This is a genomic window from Falsiroseomonas sp. RANM36, from assembly GCF_056682175.1.
In genome coordinates this window covers 246331-262270 of sequence record NZ_JBWXTD010000007.1, presented here as the reverse complement: position 1 = coordinate 262270, position 15940 = coordinate 246331, and the positions used below count along the sequence as shown (strand labels likewise).

Genomic DNA, 15940 nt, shown 5'->3' with positions numbered 1-15940 from the left:
CGCGGGGGCCGGGGGCGGGGGGGATAGTCGCGCCGCGCCGCGAGGGCGCTGCGCGGCGCGAAGGGGTCGGCCTCCCACTCCGCCTCGATGCTGGCTTCGCTCGCCCAGGGCAGGCTGTCGAGCGGCAGCCGCAAACCCATCGGGCTGTCGCCGGGGATCAGGAACATCGCGCCGTCCCGAAAACTCCAGCGCCCGCTTTCCCAGACGCGGTCGGCGCCGACGCCGCCGCGGCGCAGCGGCAGGGCGGAGCCCACCTCGCCGGCCAGGCCCTGGCCGAAGACGCGGCGCAGCCGCTCGCGCTCCATCGGGTCCCGGAGCCTGCTGTCCTCCGCCAGGACGTTGGCGGGCAGGCGGCCCTCCCGCCACAGATAGTAGTGGATGTCCTCATGGCCCGGGATGCGCAGCCGCGGGTCCACGCCGAGCTTGCCGGCCAGCAGCGTGGCGAACTCCGCGGCGTCCTTCGGCGTGGCGTCGCCCGTATCGTCGTCGGAAGCGAGCAGCGTGGGGTCGGTCCAGACCGGCTCGCCATCCGCGCGCCAATGGCAGTACAGCGCCCAGCGGGGGAGCTGCTCGCCCGGATACCACTTGCCCTGCGCGTAAGTCAGCGCGGCGCCGGGCGACCAGAGCGGCTGCAGGCGGCGCAGCAGCTTGCCCGCGAAGCGGCGCTTGGTGGGGCCGAGCGCGTCGGTGTTCCATTCCGGCGCATCGCGGTCGGAATCGGCCACGAAGGTCGGTTCGCCGCCGAGCGTGAGGCGCACCTCGCCCACCTCCAGCGCGGCATCCACCCGCGCGCCCATGGCCTGCACCGCGGCCCATTGCGCGTCGGTGTAGGGTTTCGTGACGCGCGGCGTCTCGGCGATCCGCCGGACTTCCATGCGAAAGTCGAACTCGACCTCGGCCTTGTCGGAGGCGCCGGTGATCGGCGCGGCGGAGGCGGGCTCGGGCGTTGCGGCGAGGGGGATGTGGCCCTCGCCGGCCAGCAGGCCGGAGGTGGGATCGAGGCCGATCCAGCCGGCTCCCGGCACATAGACCTCGCACCAGGCATGCAGGTCGGTGAAGTCGGCCGACGGGCCGGCGGGGCCTTCCACCGGCTTCACGTCGGGGACCAGCTGGATCAGGTAGCCGGAGACGAAGCGCGCGGCGAAGCCGAGATGGCGCAGGATGTTGACCAGCAGCCAGCCGGAATCGCGGCAGGAGCCCTTGCGGTTGGACAGCACCTGCTCCGGCGTCCAGACCCCGGGCTCGAGGCGCACGATGTAGTCGATCTCGGCCGCGAGGCGCTGGTTCAGGTCCACCAGGAAGTTGACCGTGTTCGGCGCCTCGCGCGGGATTTTTCGCACGTAGGCGTCGAGCAGCGGGCCGGGCGCGGTCACGCGGCGGAAGGGGGCGAGTTCCTCGGCCAGCACCGGGTCGTAGGCGAAGGGAAAGCTTTCGGCCTGCGGCTCCACGAAGAAGTCGAAGGGATTGATCGTCGCCATGTCGGCGACGAGGTCCACCGTGACCTCGAAGAAGCGCACGCGCTCGGGGAACACCACGCGGGCGCAGAAATTGCCCTGCGGGTCCTGCACCCAGTTCAGGAAATGCGGCTTGGGCGCGATGTCCAGCGAATAGGACAGCACCGGCGTGCGGCTGTGCGGCGCCGGGCGCAGCCGGATGAGCTGGGGCGAGAGGCCCACCAGCCGGTCGTAGCTGTAGCGCGTGCGGTGCGTGAGGGCGGCGTGGATACTCATGGCGTGGGGGAGGTCCTGGGAGTTCGCTTCGCTATCCCATTGGAGCGCCACCGGCGGCAAGGGCGGAACGATGACGGCAAGCGGCATGCCAGGGATGCGCCTGGACAGGGGATCGGTCGCGGCGCACCTTCCCGGCACGTCTCACACGGAACGGGGAAGGGCTTTCATGGCGAGGTATGCGCTGGTCACCGGTGCGGGTTCTGGCGTCGGGCGCGCCGCGGCGGTGGCGCTGGCGGAAGCCGGCTGGGCGGTGGGCCTGCTCGGGCGGCGGGCGGAGATGCTCGCGGAAACGGCAGGCCTCTGCGGCACCGCGCGCACCCTGGCGCTGCCGGCCGATGTCAGCGACCCCGCCTCGGTCGAGGCGGCCTTCGGCAAGCTGAAGGCGGAGTTCGGGCGGCTCGACCTGCTGTTCAACAATGCCGGCACCAATGTCCCCGGCACGCCCTTCGAGGAGCTGAGCTGGGCGCAGTGGCGCTCCGTGGTCGCGGTCAACCTGGACGGGATGTTCCTCTGCGGCCACGCCGCCTTCCGCATGATGAAGGAGCAGTCGCCGCAGGGCGGGCGGATCATCAACAACGGCTCGATCAGCGCGCATGCGCCGCGGCCGGGCAGCGCGCCCTACACCGCGACGAAGCACGCCGTGACGGGGCTGACCAAGTCCATGAACCTGGACGGGCGCCGCTTCGACATCGCGGTGGGGCAGATCGACATCGGCAACGCGATGACCGCGATGGCCGAGCGGATGGCCCGCGGCGTGCCGCAGGCGGACTGGTCCATCAAGCCGGAGCCGCTGATGGACGTGGCCCATGTCGGCCGCGCGGTGGCGCAGATGGCCGACTGGCCGCTCGAGACCAATGTGCTGACCATGACGATCATGGCCACCAAGATGCCCTTCGTGGGCCGCGGCTGAGCACGGGAGGAGACGCCCATGCGGTCGCCGGAGGGCGCAGACGCCCGCAGGACGGCGAGCACCGCAGGCGTGAATCGCATGGGAGAACGCAAGTGAACAAGCTCGACCTCGCCGGGCGCGTCGCGGTGGTGACCGGCGGCGCGCGCGGCATCGGCCTGGCGGTGGCGCGGCGGCTGGTGGCCTCCGGCGCCGCCGTCTCGATCTGGGACATGGACGCGGCGAAGACCGAGGAAAGTCGGGCGGCGCTCGCCGCCGATGGCAGCGTCACGGCCGAGGTGCTGGACCTGACGGATGATCTCGCGGTGGCGGAGGCGGCGACGCGGACGCTGGCGGCGCATGGCAAGCTCGACATCCTGGTCAACAATGCCGGCATCACCGGCGGCAACGCGCCGAGCTGGGAGATCCCGGTGGCGCAGTGGCGGCAGGTGATGGATGTGAACCTGAACGCCCCCTTCATCGTCGCCTCGGCCCTGGTGCCGCATCTGCTGGCGAATGGCTGGGGGCGGGTGGTGAATGTCGCCTCCGTCGCCGGGAAGGAGGGCAACCCGAACGCGGCGCATTACAGCGCCTCCAAGGCCGGGCTGATCGGCTACACCAAGTCGCTGGCAAAGGAACTGGCGCAGAAGGGCGTGCTGGTGAACTGCGTGACCCCGGCGGCGGCCAAGACCGACATCTTCAACCAGATGACGGAGGCGCACATCGCCTTCATGCTGTCGAAGATCCCGATGGGACGCTTCGTGGAGGTGGAGGAGATCGCCTCGCTCATCTGCTGGCTGGCCAGCCCCGACTGCTCCTTCTCGACCGGGGCGGTGTTCGACATCTCGGGCGGGCGGGCGACGTATTGATCGGAAAGGGTCGTTGCATGCGCTGGAGTCTGCCACTGCTGTTCCTGGCCTTGCCGATCGCCGCGCAGGCGGCCGATCCCGCGGAGGGTCGGCAGCTTGCCGAGCAGTGGTGCGCCAACTGCCATCTGATCGCCCGCGGCGGGCCCGGCCCGGTTTCGGATGCGGTGCCGCCCTTCCAGGCGATCGCGGAGCGGCCCGGCCGCACCGAGGAGGCGATCGCCACCTTCCTGCGCACGCCCCATGCCGGCATGCCCGACCATGGGCTGACGCTGCGCCAGGCGCAGGACCTGGCGGCCTATGTGAAGGCGCAGGGCGGCGCGCGGTGAATAGCGGCACCGGCCGTCGGCCATCGCCGGCCTGAACGGATGGCGCAGCGCCCGAAGGCCCTGCTGGCCGATATCGGCGGGACGAATGCCCGCTTCGCGCTGATGGACGGCGCGGCGCACGGCCCGCCCCTGGTCCTGCCGGTGGCAGGCTTCGCGACGGTGGAAGACGCGATGGCCACGGCGCTGGCCGCGCTCGCACCCGAAGGCGGGGTGGACCGCGCGGTCCTGGCGCTCGCCGGGCCGGTGCTGGACGAGCCGGTACGGCTGACCAACGCGGACTGGCAGGTCTCCTCCACGGCGCTCTCGGCACGCTTCGGCTTCCGCCGCGTCCGGCTGGTCAACGACTTCCTGGCGCAGGCGCAGGCGCTGCCCTGGCTCGGCCCCGGCGACCTGCAGCCGATCGGCGACGGCGCGCGCGCGGCGGGGGCACCGATGCTGGTGCTGGGACCCGGCACCGGGCTCGGCGTGGCCGGCTTCCTGCCGGAGACCGGCACGGCGGTGCCGACCGAAGGCGGGCATATCGGCCTGGCCCCGACCGATGAGCGGGAGGACGCGGTGGTGGCCGCGCTCCGCCGCCACTGCGGCCGTGCCGGCGCGGAGGAGGCGCTGTCGGGCCAGGGCCTGGCCAACCTGCACGCCGTGCTCGCCGGGCTGCGGTCGGCGAGGGTGCCGGCGCGCGCCGCGCCGGAGATCCTCGCCGCCGCCGGAAGCTGCCCGGTCGCGGCGGAGACGGTGGAGATGTTCCTGAATTTCCTAGCCGGGACCGCCGGCGACCTGGCGCTGGCCTGGGGCGCGCGGGGCGGCGTGTTCCTCTCGGGCGGCATCCTGCCGCGGCTTGCCGACCGGCTCGATGCCGCCGCCTTCCGGACCCGCTTCACGGCCAAGGCGCCGATGCAGGACTGGATGGCGCGCATCCCGCTGGCGCTGGTGGTCCACCCCGCCCCCGCCTTCCTCGGGCTTGCGGCGCTGGCGCGCCTGACGGATGCATAGGCCGGCCGGCCTCCACGAACCGGCGAGACGACGCTTCTAATCCCCTTCACCGTCGGGCAGAAATGACCCCAAGGCGCAGCGACGCCGCGGGGGAGGCGCTTTCCGGCACGAACCGCCGAAAGGAACGCGGAGCACGATGGACACCACGCCGCCGAAGATCACGCCTGCCGAGCCCAGCGCATCCCGGCTGCCGCTGCGCGACGCGATCCTGCACAAGCTCACCTACGACCTGGGAAAGAGCCGGCTCGGCGCGCGCGATCGCGACTGGTTCATCGCCACCGCGCTGGCCGTCCGCGACCGGATCGTGGACCGCTGGATCGACCAGACGCGCGCGAGCTACGACACGGGCGCGAAGCAGGTCTACTACCTGAGCCTGGAGTTCCTGATCGGGCGGCTGCTGCGCGACAACGTCTCCAACCTGCTGCTGACCGATGAGGTGAAGGCGGCGCTCGGGGAACTCGGGGTCTCCTTCGAGGCGCTGCGGGAGGCCGAGCCCGACGCGGCGCTGGGCAATGGCGGCCTGGGACGGCTTGCCGCCTGCTTCATGGAAAGCATGGCGACGCTCGCCATCCCGGCCTTCGGCTACGGCATCCGCTACGATCACGGGCTGTTCCGCCAGCTCATCCGCGACGGCCGGCAGCTGGAATATCCCGAGACCTGGCTCGGCTTCGGCAATCCCTGGGAATTCGCGCGGCCCGAGATCGCGCACGAGATCGGCTTCGGCGGCACGGTGGAGGCGGTGGCGATCAGCGAGGCGCGGGTGCGCCATGTCTGGAAGCCGGCCGAGACGGTGCAGGCGGTGGCCTATGACACGCCGATCGTCGGCTGGCGCGGGGTGCATGTGAACACGCTGCGGCTGTGGTCGGCGCGCGCCGCCGATCCGCTGCGCCTCGACGCCTTCAACCGCGGCGACTTCGTCGGCGCGCTGTCCGAGCAGGTGCGGCACGAGAGCATCTCGAAGCTGCTCTATCCGTCCGACGAGACGCCGGCCGGGCAGGAGCTGCGGCTGCGGCAGGAATACTTCTTCACCTCCGCCGCGCTGCAGGACCTGGTGCGGCGGCACCTGCGCGTGCATGGGGACCTGCGCAGCCTGCCCGAGCGGGTGGCGGTGCAGCTGAACGACACGCATCCGGCGATCGCGGTGGCGGAGCTGATGCGCATCCTGATCGACCTGCACGACCTCTCCTGGGACGAAGCCTGGCAGGCGACGCGGGGCACGATCTCCTACACCAACCACACCCTGCTGCCCGAGGCGCTGGAGAGCTGGCCGGTGCCGCTGATGGAGCGAATGCTGCCGCGGCACATGCAGATGATCTACCTGATCAACGCGCTGCATCTCGACGACGTGCGCCAGCGCTTCCCTGGCGAGGACGCGCTGCTGCCCGCCGTGTCGCTGATCGAGGAAGGGCATGGCCGGCGCGTGCGCATGGGCCACCTGGCCTTCGTGGGCTCGCACAAGGTCAACGGCGTCTCCGCGCTGCACACCGACCTGCTGAGGAAGACGGTGTTCGCCGACTTCGATCGCATCGCGCCGGGCCGGATCACCAACAAGACGAACGGGATCACCTTCCGCCGCTGGCTGCAGCAGGCCAATCCGGGCCTGACCTCGCTGCTGGTGGACGCCGTCGGCCCCGCGGTGCTCGACGACGAGCGCGCGCTCGAGCAGCTCCGCCCGCTGGCGGAGGACGCCGCCTTCCGCGACCGCTTCGCGGCGGTGAAGCGGGCGAACAAGGAGGCGCTGGCCAAGCTGGTGCGGGAGCGCTTCTACCTGCAGCTCGACACCAGCGCGATCTTCGATGTCCAGATCAAGCGCATCCACGAGTACAAGCGCCAGCTCCTGAACGTGCTGGAGGCGGTCGCGCTCTACGACGAGATCCGCAGCCAGCCGACGCGCAACTGGGTGCCGCGGGTGAAGATCCTGGCCGGCAAGGCGGCGGCGAGCTACCACCGCGCCAAGACGATCATCAAGCTGGCGCACGACGTGGCGCGCGTGGTCAACAGCGACCCGACCGTGCGCGACCTGCTGAAGCTGGTGTTCCTGCCGAACTACAACGTCTCGCTGGCGGAGCTGATCGTGCCGGCGGCCGACCTGTCGGAGCAGATCTCCACCGCGGGGATGGAGGCGTCCGGCACCGGCAACATGAAGTTCGCGCTGAACGGCGCGCTGACCATCGGCACGCTGGACGGCGCGAATGTGGAGATCAAGGAGCATGTCGGCGACGACAACATCTTCATCTTCGGCCTGACGACCGAGGAGGTGGAGGAGCATCGTCGCTCCGGCTGGCGCGGCGCGACGGCGGTGGCGCGGTCCCGCCGTCTGGCGGAGGCGCTGGAGCAGATCGAGAAGGGCGTCTTCTCGCCGGACGAGCCCGACCGCTACAAGGAGCTGGTCGCGGGGCTGCGCGGCGACGACTGGTTCATGGTGACCGCCGATTTCGACAGCTACTACGGGACGCAGCGCGAGGTGAGCCGCCGCTGGCGCGAGCCCGACCGCTGGTGGCGCTCGGCCGTGCTGAACACGGCGAATGTCGGCTGGTTCTCCTCCGACCGGACGATCGCGGAGTATGCCGCCGAGGTCTGGCACGTGCCGGCGAGGCGCGGATGAGCGGCCCGCGAGCCGCGCCGGCCACTCTTCCGCTGGCCACGGCGACGCCGGTGGCCGATGATGCCGCCAAACGCTGGGAGGCGGACGATGGCAGGTAGCGCGGACACCTCTTCGGCGCCGCTGGCGCGCGGCGCCATGGCCTTCGTGCTGGCGGGCGGACGCGGGTCGCGGCTGATGGAGCTGACCGACCGGCGCGCCAAGCCGGCGGTGTTCTTCGGCGGCAAGTCGCGCATCATCGACTTCGCGCTGTCCAACGCCGTGAATTCCGGCATCCGCCGCGTGGCGGTGGCGACGCAGTACAAGGCCCACAGCCTGATCCGCCACCTGCAGCGCGGCTGGAACTTCTTCCGCCCCGAGCGGAACGAGAGCTTCGACATCCTGCCCGCCAGCCAGCGCACCAGCGAGACGGCCTGGTACGAGGGCACCGCCGACGCCGTGTACCAGAACATCGACATCATCGAGGACGCGGCGCCGCGCTACATGGTCATCCTGGCCGGCGACCACATCTACAAGATGGACTACGAGCGCATGCTGGCCCAGCACGTGGAAAGCGGCGCCGACGTGACGGTTGGCTGCGTCACGGTGCCGCGCATGGAGGCCACGGGTTTCGGCGTGATGCATGTGGACGCCGACGACCGCATCATCGCCTTCGTCGAGAAGCCGAAGGACCCGCCGGGCATCCCCGGGCAGGAGGACATGGCGCTGGCCTCCATGGGGATCTACGTGTTCGAGACGAAGCTGCTGTTCGACCAGCTCCGCCGCGACGCCGCGACGCCCGGCAGCCAGCGCGACTTCGGCCGCGACATCATCCCCTTCCTGGTCGCGAACGGGAAGGCCGTGGCGCATCGCTTCGAGGCTTCCTGCGTTCGCTCCTCCTCCGAGGCGGCGCCCTACTGGCGCGACGCGGGCACGGTGGACGCCTACTGGGAAGCCAATATCGATCTCACCGACGTGGTTCCCCAGCTCGACCTGTTCGACCGCGACTGGCCGATCTGGACCTATGCCGAGGTCACGCCGCCGGCGAAGTTCGTGCACGACCAGGACGGGCGGCGCGGCGAGGCCATCTCCTGCCTGGTGTCGGGCGCATGCATCCTCTCGGGCGCCAGCGCCAAGCGCTCGCTGCTGTTCACCGGCGTGCACATGCATTCCTTCGCCAGCGCGGAGGGCGCGGTGCTGCTGCCCTATGTGGATGTCGGGCGCGGCGCGCGGCTGAAGAACGTGGTGGTGGACCGCGGCGTGCGTATCCCGGACAAGCTCGTGGTCGGCGAGGATCCGGCGGAGGATGCGCGCCGCTTCCGCCGCACCGAGAAGGGGATCTGCCTGATCACCCAGGCGATGCTCGACAGGCTCGGCTGACCCGATGGCGCTGCGCGTCCTCGCGGTCGCGTCGGAATGCGCGCCGCTGGTCAAGACCGGCGGGCTGGCCGATGTCGTCGGCGCGCTGCCCGCCGTGCTCGCGCGGCAGCAGGTCGCCGTCACCACGCTGCTTCCGGGCTATCCGGCGGTGCTGAAGGCGCTTGGCGCCGCGACCGTGCTGCGCCGCCTCGACGCGCTGTTCGGCGGGCCGGCGCGGCTGCTGCACGGCACCGCCGCTGGCCTCGACCTGCTGGCGCTGGACGCGCCGCATCTGTTCGACCGCCCCGGCAATCCGTACCTGGCCCCGCATGGCGCCGAGTGGGAGGACAACGGCGTCCGCTTCGCCGCGCTCGGCGTCGCGGCGGCGCTCGCCGCGACGGGCGGGCTGCGCGGCCTGTCCTTCGATGCGGTGCATGCGCATGACTGGCAGGCCGGGCTGGTGCCGGCCTATCTCCGCTTCGCGCCGGGCCGGCGCAAGCCCGCGCTGTTCACGGTGCACAACCTGGCCTTCCAGGGGCAGTTCCCGCTGTCGCTGTTTCCCCGGCTCGGCCTGCCGGCGCAGGCGCTGTCGGTGGAGGGCGTCGAGTATTACGGCTCGGTGGGGTACCTGAAGGCCGGGCTTTGGTACGCCGACCGCATCACCACCGTCTCGCCGACCTATGCGGCGGAGATCGGCACGCCGGCGCTCGGCATGGGGCTCGATGGCCTGCTGCGCGGCCGCGGCGGGCATGTCTCCGGCATCCTGAACGGGCTCGACACGACGGATTTCGACCCCGCGCGCGACCCGCGCCTGGCGGCGCGCTTTTCCGCCGCCGATCCGTCCGCGCGCGCGGCGAACAAGACGGCGTTGCAGCGGCGCATGGGGCTGGCGGAGTCGCCCGACACGCTGCTCTTCGGCTTCGTGGGCAGGCTCGCCTGGCAGAAGGGCGTGGACATGCTGCTGGGCGCGGTCCCGACCATGCTCGGCGAGGGCGCGCAGCTCGCTTTGCTCGGCAGCGGCGAATGGGGGCTGGAGGAAGGCTGCCGCGGCGCGGCCGCGGCGCATCCCGGGCGCGTCGGCGCGCATGTCGGCTTCGACGAGGCGCTGGCGCGACTGGTCTATGCCGGCGCCGACGTGATCCTGGTGCCGAGCCGCTTCGAACCCTGCGGCCTCGCGCAGCTGGCGGCGCTGCGCTACGGCGCGCTGCCGCTGGTCGCGCATGTCGGCGGGCTGGTGGACAGCGTGGTGGACGCGAACGAGATGGCGCTGGCCGAGGGCATCGGCACGGGTTTCCACTTCTCGCCGGTGACGCAGGAGATGCTGGCCGCGACGGTGCTGCGCGTGGCGCGGCTGTGGCGCGACCAGACGTTGTGGCGGCGGCTGCAGGCGAATGCGCTGCGCACGGATGTCTCCTGGTCGCGCTCCGCCGCGCGCTATGCGGCGCTGTTCCGGGACATGGTGGCGGATGCGGGCTGAGGCCGCGGCCGGCTCGCCGGAGCCGCTCGGTGCGACCATCACCGCGGACGGCGCCAATTGCGCCTTCCCCGCACCGCATGCGGATGCGGTGTTCGTCTGCCTGTTCGACGCGCGGGACCGGGAGGTGGCGCGCATCCGGCTGCCGGGGCGCAGGGGCGAGGTCCATCACGGCGCAATCGCCGGCGCCGCGGCGGGTCTGCGCTACGGCCTCCGCGTGCAGGGTCCGTGGGACCCGGAGCGCGGCCATCGCTTCAACGAGCAGAAGCTGCTGGTGGACCCCTGGGCACGCGCGCTGGATCGCCCCTTCGCGCTGCATCCCGCGCTGTTCGACACCGGCGAGCGGCCGGATCCCGCGGACAGCGCGCCCTTCGTGCCGAAGGCGATCCTCTCCGCACCCCTCTCCCCTGCCCCGCCACGCCCCGCGCCGCGCGGGCCGCAGGTGATCTACGAGCTGCATGCGAAGGGCTTCACCGCGCTGCATCCGGAGGTGCCGGCGGCGATCCGCGGCACCTTCGCCGGCCTCGCCCATCCGGCGGCGATCGGGCATCTCCGCCGGCTCGGCGTGACGGCGGTGGAGATCATGCCGGCGGCGGCCTGGGTGGATGAGCGGCACCTGCCGCCGCTCGGACTGACGAACTACTGGGGCTACAATCCCGTCGCCTTCCTCTGCCCCGATCCGCGGCTTGCGCCGGGCGGCATGGCCGAGGTGCAGGCGGCCCTCCGCGCGCTGCAGGAGGCGGGCATCGCGGCGATCCTCGACGTCGTGCTGAACCACAGCGGCGAAGGCGATGCGCTTGGGCCGACACTGTCGTTGAAGGGTCTCGGCAACGCCGCCTTCTACCGTCTCAGCCATGGGCGCTACGTGGACCATGCGGGCTGCGGCAATACGCTGGCGTTGGATCGCCCATGGCCGCTGCGGCTGGCGATGGATGCGCTGCGGCACTGGGTGGCGGCCGGCTTCGACGGGCTGCGCCTCGATCTCGCCACCACTTTGGCGCGGCGCGAGACCGGGTTCGACCGCGATGCGCCGCTTATCCAGGCGATGCGCCAGGATCCGCTGCTGCGCGACAGGCTGATCATCGCGGAGCCCTGGGACATCGGGGCCGGGGGCTATCGCCTCGGCGCCTTCCCGCCGGGCTGGGGGGAGTGGAACGATCGCTTCCGCGACGATGTCCGACGCTTCTGGCGCGGCGATGCGGGGATGGTCGGCGCGCTGGCGACGCGGCTGGCGGGGTCCGCCGACGCGTTCCGCGGCCGCCCGCTGTCGGACAGCGTGAATTTCGTCGCCGCGCATGACGGCTTCACGCTGGCCGACCTCGTCAGCTTCACCGCGAAGCGCAACCACGCCAATGGCGAGGAGAACCGCGACGGCAGCGATGCCGACCACGCCTGGAACAACGGGGTGGAAGGGCCGAGCGACGACCCGGCGATCCGTGCGCGGCGGCGCGCCGACATCCGCGCGCTGCTCGCCACGCTGCTCGCGGCGCGTGGCACGCCGATGCTGGCCATGGGCGACGAGGCGGGGCGCAGCCAGGGCGGCAACAACAACGCCTATGCGCAGGACAACCCGACCGGCTGGCTCGACTGGGCGGGCATGGACCAGGACCTCGTCGGCTTCGCCGCGCGGCTGGTCGCGGCGCGGCTGGCGCATCCCGCGCTGCATGACGATGCGCCGCTCAGCGGCGACGGCGACGCGGCCTGGCTGCGGCCGGATGGCCTGCCGATGACGGAGGCGGACTGGCACGACCCTGAGCGCCGCGCGCTGGTCCTGCTGCTGGCCGCGCAGGACGACCGCTGCATCCTGGCGCTGAATGCGGGCGAGGAAGCGCTGCCGCTGGCCTTGCCCGCGCCCGCGCCGGGGCGGCGATGGTCGCTGCTGGCAGACAGCAGCGACCCGGCGCGGACGGAGCCGCCGGCGGCGCTGCCCGCGCGCGGCGTGCTGCTGCTGGCGGAGGCGGCCCCCGACCCCGCCACGCCGGCCGTCTAGGAAGGCGCGCCCGGCCGGGGCAGGATGCGCGCCTCAGATCCGCGGGGAGAACCATGTCGAGCGAAGGCCAGGAACGCTTCCAGACGCTGCACGAGCTGGTGAAGGCGGCGAAGCTCAAGCTGAATGCGAATATCTGGGACTACCTGGTCGGCGCCACCGAGACCGAGACGACGATGCAGCGCAACCGCGCCGCGCTGGATTCCGTCGCGTTCCGCCCGCGCGTGCTGCGCGACGTCAGCAAGGTGGACAGCAGCGCGACCTTCCTCGGCCGGCGCAAGATCCGGCTGCCGGTGATGCTCTGCCCGGTCGGCTCGCTCGACAGCTTCGAGCCGGGCGGGGCGGCGACGGCGGGCCGGGCGGCGGCGGCCTTCGGCGTGCCGATCATGGTCTCCTCGGTCACGCAGCCGGGGCTCGAGGAAAGCGCGAAGGCGACGGGCGACGGGCCGAAGATCTTCCAGCTCTATGTCCGGGGCGGCCCGGATTTCGTGGACGACCATGTGAAGCGCGCGATGGATGCCGGCTACGACGCCTTCTGCATCACCGTGGACAGCGCGCATTACAGCCGGCGCGAGCGCGACATTGCCAAGCGCTTCGTGAAGCATTGGCGCGCAAGGTCGGAGGGGATGAACTACCAGGCCGCGCTGGCCTGGTCCGACATCGCCCGCTTCCGGGAGAAGCACCCGGACGTCACGCTGATCCTCAAGGGCATCGGCATGGCCGAGGATGCCGAGATCGCGGTGCAGCACGGCGTGCAGGTGGTCTATGTCTCGAACCATGGCGGACGCCAGCTGGACCATGGGCGCGGCTCGCTCGCGGTGCTGCCGGAGGTCGTGCAGGCCGTCGGTGGCCCAGTGGGTGGGAAAGCGCGGGTGTGGATGGATGGCGGCATCAGCCGCGGCACGGACCTGGTGAAGGCGGTGGCGATGGGCGCGGAGCTGGTCGGGATCGGTCGGCTCTACTGCTACGGCCTGGCGGCGGCGGGCGAGCAGGGCGTGCTGCGCGTGCTGCAGCTGCTGGAGGACGAGGTGCAGACCTGCCTCGGCCTGCTCGGCGCGACGCGCTTCGCGGAGGTGGAGCGCAACCAGGTCGTCGCCGCGGCGCCGACGGCGCCGCCGCATGTCCACTCCGCCTTCCCGCTGCTCGCGGAGCCAGAGCGGGGCTACTGAGCGGCCAGGATCCCGGGCAGCACGGCGAGCACGGCGTCGGTCTCGCGCGGCAGGCCGACGGTGATGCGGATCTCGTGCACGAAGCGCGGGTCGCGCCAGTCCCGCACCAGGATGCCGCGGGCGCCCAGCGCGGCGATCACCCGCGCCGCCGGGACCGGCAGCGTGGCCGAGACGAAATTCGCCGCCGAGGGCCAGACTCGCAGGCCGAGCGCCGCGAGCCCTTCGGCCAGCCGCGCCCGTTCCGCCGCCACCGCCGCGACATTGCGCGCGAGATGCGCGGTGTCGGCGAGCGAGGCCTCGGCCGCCGCATAGGCCGGTGCGCCGACGGCGAATTGCAGCCGGATGCGCTTCAGCATTTCCGCCGTGTCGTCATCGGAGCAGAGCGCGTAGCCGATGCGCAGCCCCGCCAGGCCATGCGCCTTGGAGAAGGTGCGCAGCACCACCCAGGGGCCGTCGCGCGCGGCGAGCGCGGACAGCGCATCGGCGCCGGGCGGCGCGAACTCGACATAGGCCTCGTCCACCGCGAGCAGCACATCGGGTGGCACGGCACGCCCCAGCCGCGCGAGATCCTCCACCGCCAGGGCGCCGCCGGAGGGCGGGTTGGGCGTGCAGGCGAAGACCAGCGCCGTGTCGGCGCGCACCGCCGCGGCCAGCGCGGCGGGATCGTTGGCGCCCGCCTCGGTCAGCTTCACGGCGATCGGCGCGGCGCCCTGGATGCGCGTGCCGGAGAGGTAGCGCGGGAAGGAGGGCGCGGGCATCACGCAGGATCGCCCGGGCTCCAGCGCCGCCTGGCAGAGCAGGTGGATCAGCTCGTCGCTGCCGGCACCGAAGACGATGCGCGAAGCCGGCACGCCGGTGCGCGCGGCGAGCGCCGCGGCCAGGCGACGGCCGAGCACATCCGGGTAGCGGTTCACCCCGGCGCAGGCGGCCTGCGCGGCGGCGACCGCGCGCGGGCTCGGCGGCCAGGGGCTTTCGTTCAGGTGCAGCGGCACAAGGTCGGGGCCCTGCGGCTCGGTCGGCGCGGCATAGGTCGGCAGGGCGCGGATCCAGCCGCGCGCCCAGGCCGCGCGCATCTCAGCGGTGCTCCCAGTCGTCCAGGCTGTCCGTGTTGGGCGGCGAGGTGCCGAGGATGTCGCCCTGCGTCGTCACGCCCAGGCCGTTCAGCAGGCGGTTCGAGTAGTTGAAATAGGCGCAGACCTGGTTGGCCTCCAGGATCTCGCCGTCGGTGGCGCCGGCCTCGCGCAGCGCGAGGATGTCGGCTTCCTCCATCCGCTGCGGCTCGAGCGTGAGCTTGCGGACGTAGCGCAGCAGCGCGAGTTCCTTGCCGGCGAAGACCGCCTCCGGCCTCGTCGCGGCGAAGGCCTTGTAGATCGCGCCGGCGCGGGCCTCGTCCTGCAGCAGGCGCGACAGCCCGGCGAAGTGATGCGCCACGCTGTAGTCGCACTTGTTGGCCAGCGAGGTGTACACGGCGAGGCATTCCAGGAACCACACGGGCATGCTGTTGCCGGTGTGGTGCAGCACCGACTTGTACAGCGCGCTGTGGCCTTCCATCGTGTGCGGCCGCAGGCTGTGCGCCTTCATCACGTTGTCGATCAGCCCCCCCGGCCCCTTCACCCGGTCGTAGAGCGTGCGGAGATGCCCTTCGCTCTCCTCGTAGGGGACGAGGCGGATCCAGGCGGGGTTGTCGGCCGTTGCGGGCATGGCGCGGTCCTCTCAAGCGAAGCGTGCGGGGGCGAAGGGGGCGAGGTCGAGGCCGGGATCGCGCCCGGCGGCGAGGCGTGCGACGACCTCGCCGGTGAGCGCGCCGAGCGTCAGGCCGTTATGGCCATGGCCGAGCGCGCAGATCAGCGCGGGCAGGCGCGGCGCGGTGCCGAGGGCCGGAAGCCCGTCGGGCAGCGAGGGGCGACGGCCCATCCAGAAGGCGGCGCCCTCGGTGTTCAGGCGCGGCAGCAGGCGCCGCGCCTGGTCGAGCAGGATGCGCGCGCGGCGCCAATCGGGCGGCGCATCGGGATGCGCGAGTTCCACCGTGCCGGCAAGGCGCAGCCCGGCGGCCATGCTGGTCAGCGCATAGGCGCCGTCGCCGTCCATCAGCTGCAAGGGCAGCACGAGGCCGGGGTCGGGCAACATGGCGTGGTAGCCGCGCTCGCTCGCGAGCGGCAGGCGAAGGCCGGCCTGGCGCGCCAGCGGCGCGGCGCGCGCGCCCGCGGCCAGCACCGCGTGCCGTGCGATCAGGCGCGTGCCGTCCGAGAGGCGCAGCGCGACCCCGGCGCCCTCGGCGGCGACAGAAGCGACGCGCGCGACGCGGCGCTGGCCGCCGAGGTCGCGGAAGCGCGCCTCCAGCAGCCTCGCGACGCCGGCGGGATCATCCACATGGCCGCAGGCGGGGATCAGCACGCCGCCGAAGACCGGCGCGAGGCCGGGCAGCAGCGCGGCGACGCCGGCGGCATCGAGCGCCCGCACCTCCAGCCCCGCGCCGCGGCGCCGCGCATGGCCGGCGGCGGCGGCGCGGGAGGCGCGCGCGGCGCGCTAGGCGGAGAGGGTGCCGCGCCAGTGCAGAAGCGCCGCCGCC

The 15940-nt window shown here is 72.4% G+C and carries 12 protein-coding genes and 1 pseudogene; 9 read left to right on the top strand and 4 right to left on the bottom strand.

Annotation, left to right across the window (positions count from 1 at the left end; translation table 11 throughout):
- Positions 1-1730, bottom strand: a 1730-nt coding sequence (locus AC1MIR_RS25405; protein ID WP_480030958.1) for a transglutaminase family protein, incomplete at its 3' end; no start/stop codon positions are given.
- A 166-nt stretch (positions 1731-1896) separates the two neighbouring features.
- Here AC1MIR_RS25405 and AC1MIR_RS25400 point away from each other — a divergent pair.
- From AC1MIR_RS25400 to AC1MIR_RS25360, 9 genes are all read left to right on the top strand, one after another.
- Positions 1897-2640 carry an SDR family oxidoreductase gene (locus tag AC1MIR_RS25400; protein ID WP_480030957.1) on the top strand — a complete coding sequence of 248 codons (744 nt, stop codon included), beginning with the start codon at positions 1897-1899 and terminating at the stop codon, positions 2638-2640.
- Between the two features lie 92 nt (positions 2641-2732).
- Positions 2733-3485 (top strand): SDR family NAD(P)-dependent oxidoreductase, encoded by a 753-nt coding sequence (locus AC1MIR_RS25395; protein ID WP_480030956.1) that lies wholly within the window; start codon positions 2733-2735, stop codon positions 3483-3485.
- A gap of 17 nt (positions 3486-3502) precedes the next feature.
- On the top strand, positions 3503-3811 hold the full coding sequence (locus tag AC1MIR_RS25390) for a c-type cytochrome (RefSeq protein ID WP_480030955.1): 309 nt from the start codon (positions 3503-3505) through the stop codon (positions 3809-3811).
- Between the two features lie 39 nt (positions 3812-3850).
- Entirely contained in the window at positions 3851-4801 is a 951-nt protein-coding gene (locus AC1MIR_RS25385) for a glucokinase (RefSeq protein WP_480030954.1), read from the top strand.
- Positions 4802-4937: 136 nt separating this feature from the next.
- Positions 4938-7406 (top strand): glycogen/starch/alpha-glucan phosphorylase, encoded by a 2469-nt coding sequence (locus AC1MIR_RS25380; protein ID WP_480030953.1) that lies wholly within the window; start codon positions 4938-4940, stop codon positions 7404-7406.
- Between the two features lie 87 nt (positions 7407-7493).
- Complete coding sequence (glgC, locus tag AC1MIR_RS25375; RefSeq protein ID WP_480030952.1) at positions 7494-8762, top strand: glucose-1-phosphate adenylyltransferase; 1269 nt, start codon at positions 7494-7496, stop codon at positions 8760-8762.
- A gap of 10 nt (positions 8763-8772) precedes the next feature.
- Positions 8773-10218 (top strand): glycogen synthase GlgA, encoded by a 1446-nt coding sequence (glgA, locus tag AC1MIR_RS25370; RefSeq protein WP_480031007.1) that lies wholly within the window; start codon positions 8773-8775, stop codon positions 10216-10218.
- Complete coding sequence (glgX, locus tag AC1MIR_RS25365) at positions 10208-12205, top strand: glycogen debranching protein GlgX (protein WP_480030951.1); 1998 nt, start codon at positions 10208-10210, stop codon at positions 12203-12205. Before glgA ends, glgX begins: the two co-directional genes overlap by 11 nt.
- Positions 12206-12258: 53 nt before the next feature.
- The gene (locus AC1MIR_RS25360; protein WP_480030950.1) at positions 12259-13371 is read left to right on the top strand and encodes an alpha-hydroxy acid oxidase; all 1113 of its coding nucleotides are present in this window, start codon (positions 12259-12261) and stop codon (positions 13369-13371) included.
- Here AC1MIR_RS25360 and AC1MIR_RS25355 read toward each other — a convergent pair.
- The 3 genes and pseudogenes from AC1MIR_RS25355 to AC1MIR_RS25345 form a co-directional block, all read right to left on the bottom strand.
- Positions 13365-14444 carry a pyridoxal phosphate-dependent aminotransferase gene (locus AC1MIR_RS25355; RefSeq protein WP_480030949.1) on the bottom strand — a complete coding sequence of 360 codons (1080 nt, stop codon included), beginning with the start codon at positions 14442-14444 and terminating at the stop codon, positions 13365-13367. The genes AC1MIR_RS25360 and AC1MIR_RS25355 overlap by 7 nt on opposite strands.
- 1 nt (position 14445) lies before the next feature.
- On the bottom strand, positions 14446-15072 hold the full coding sequence (locus AC1MIR_RS25350; RefSeq protein ID WP_480030948.1) for a carboxymuconolactone decarboxylase family protein: 627 nt from the start codon (positions 15070-15072) through the stop codon (positions 14446-14448).
- Between the two features lie 12 nt (positions 15073-15084).
- Positions 15085-15864, bottom strand: a pseudogene (locus tag AC1MIR_RS25345) (NAD(P)/FAD-dependent oxidoreductase); the annotation flags it as partial.
- Between the last annotated feature and the right edge of the window lie 76 nt (positions 15865-15940).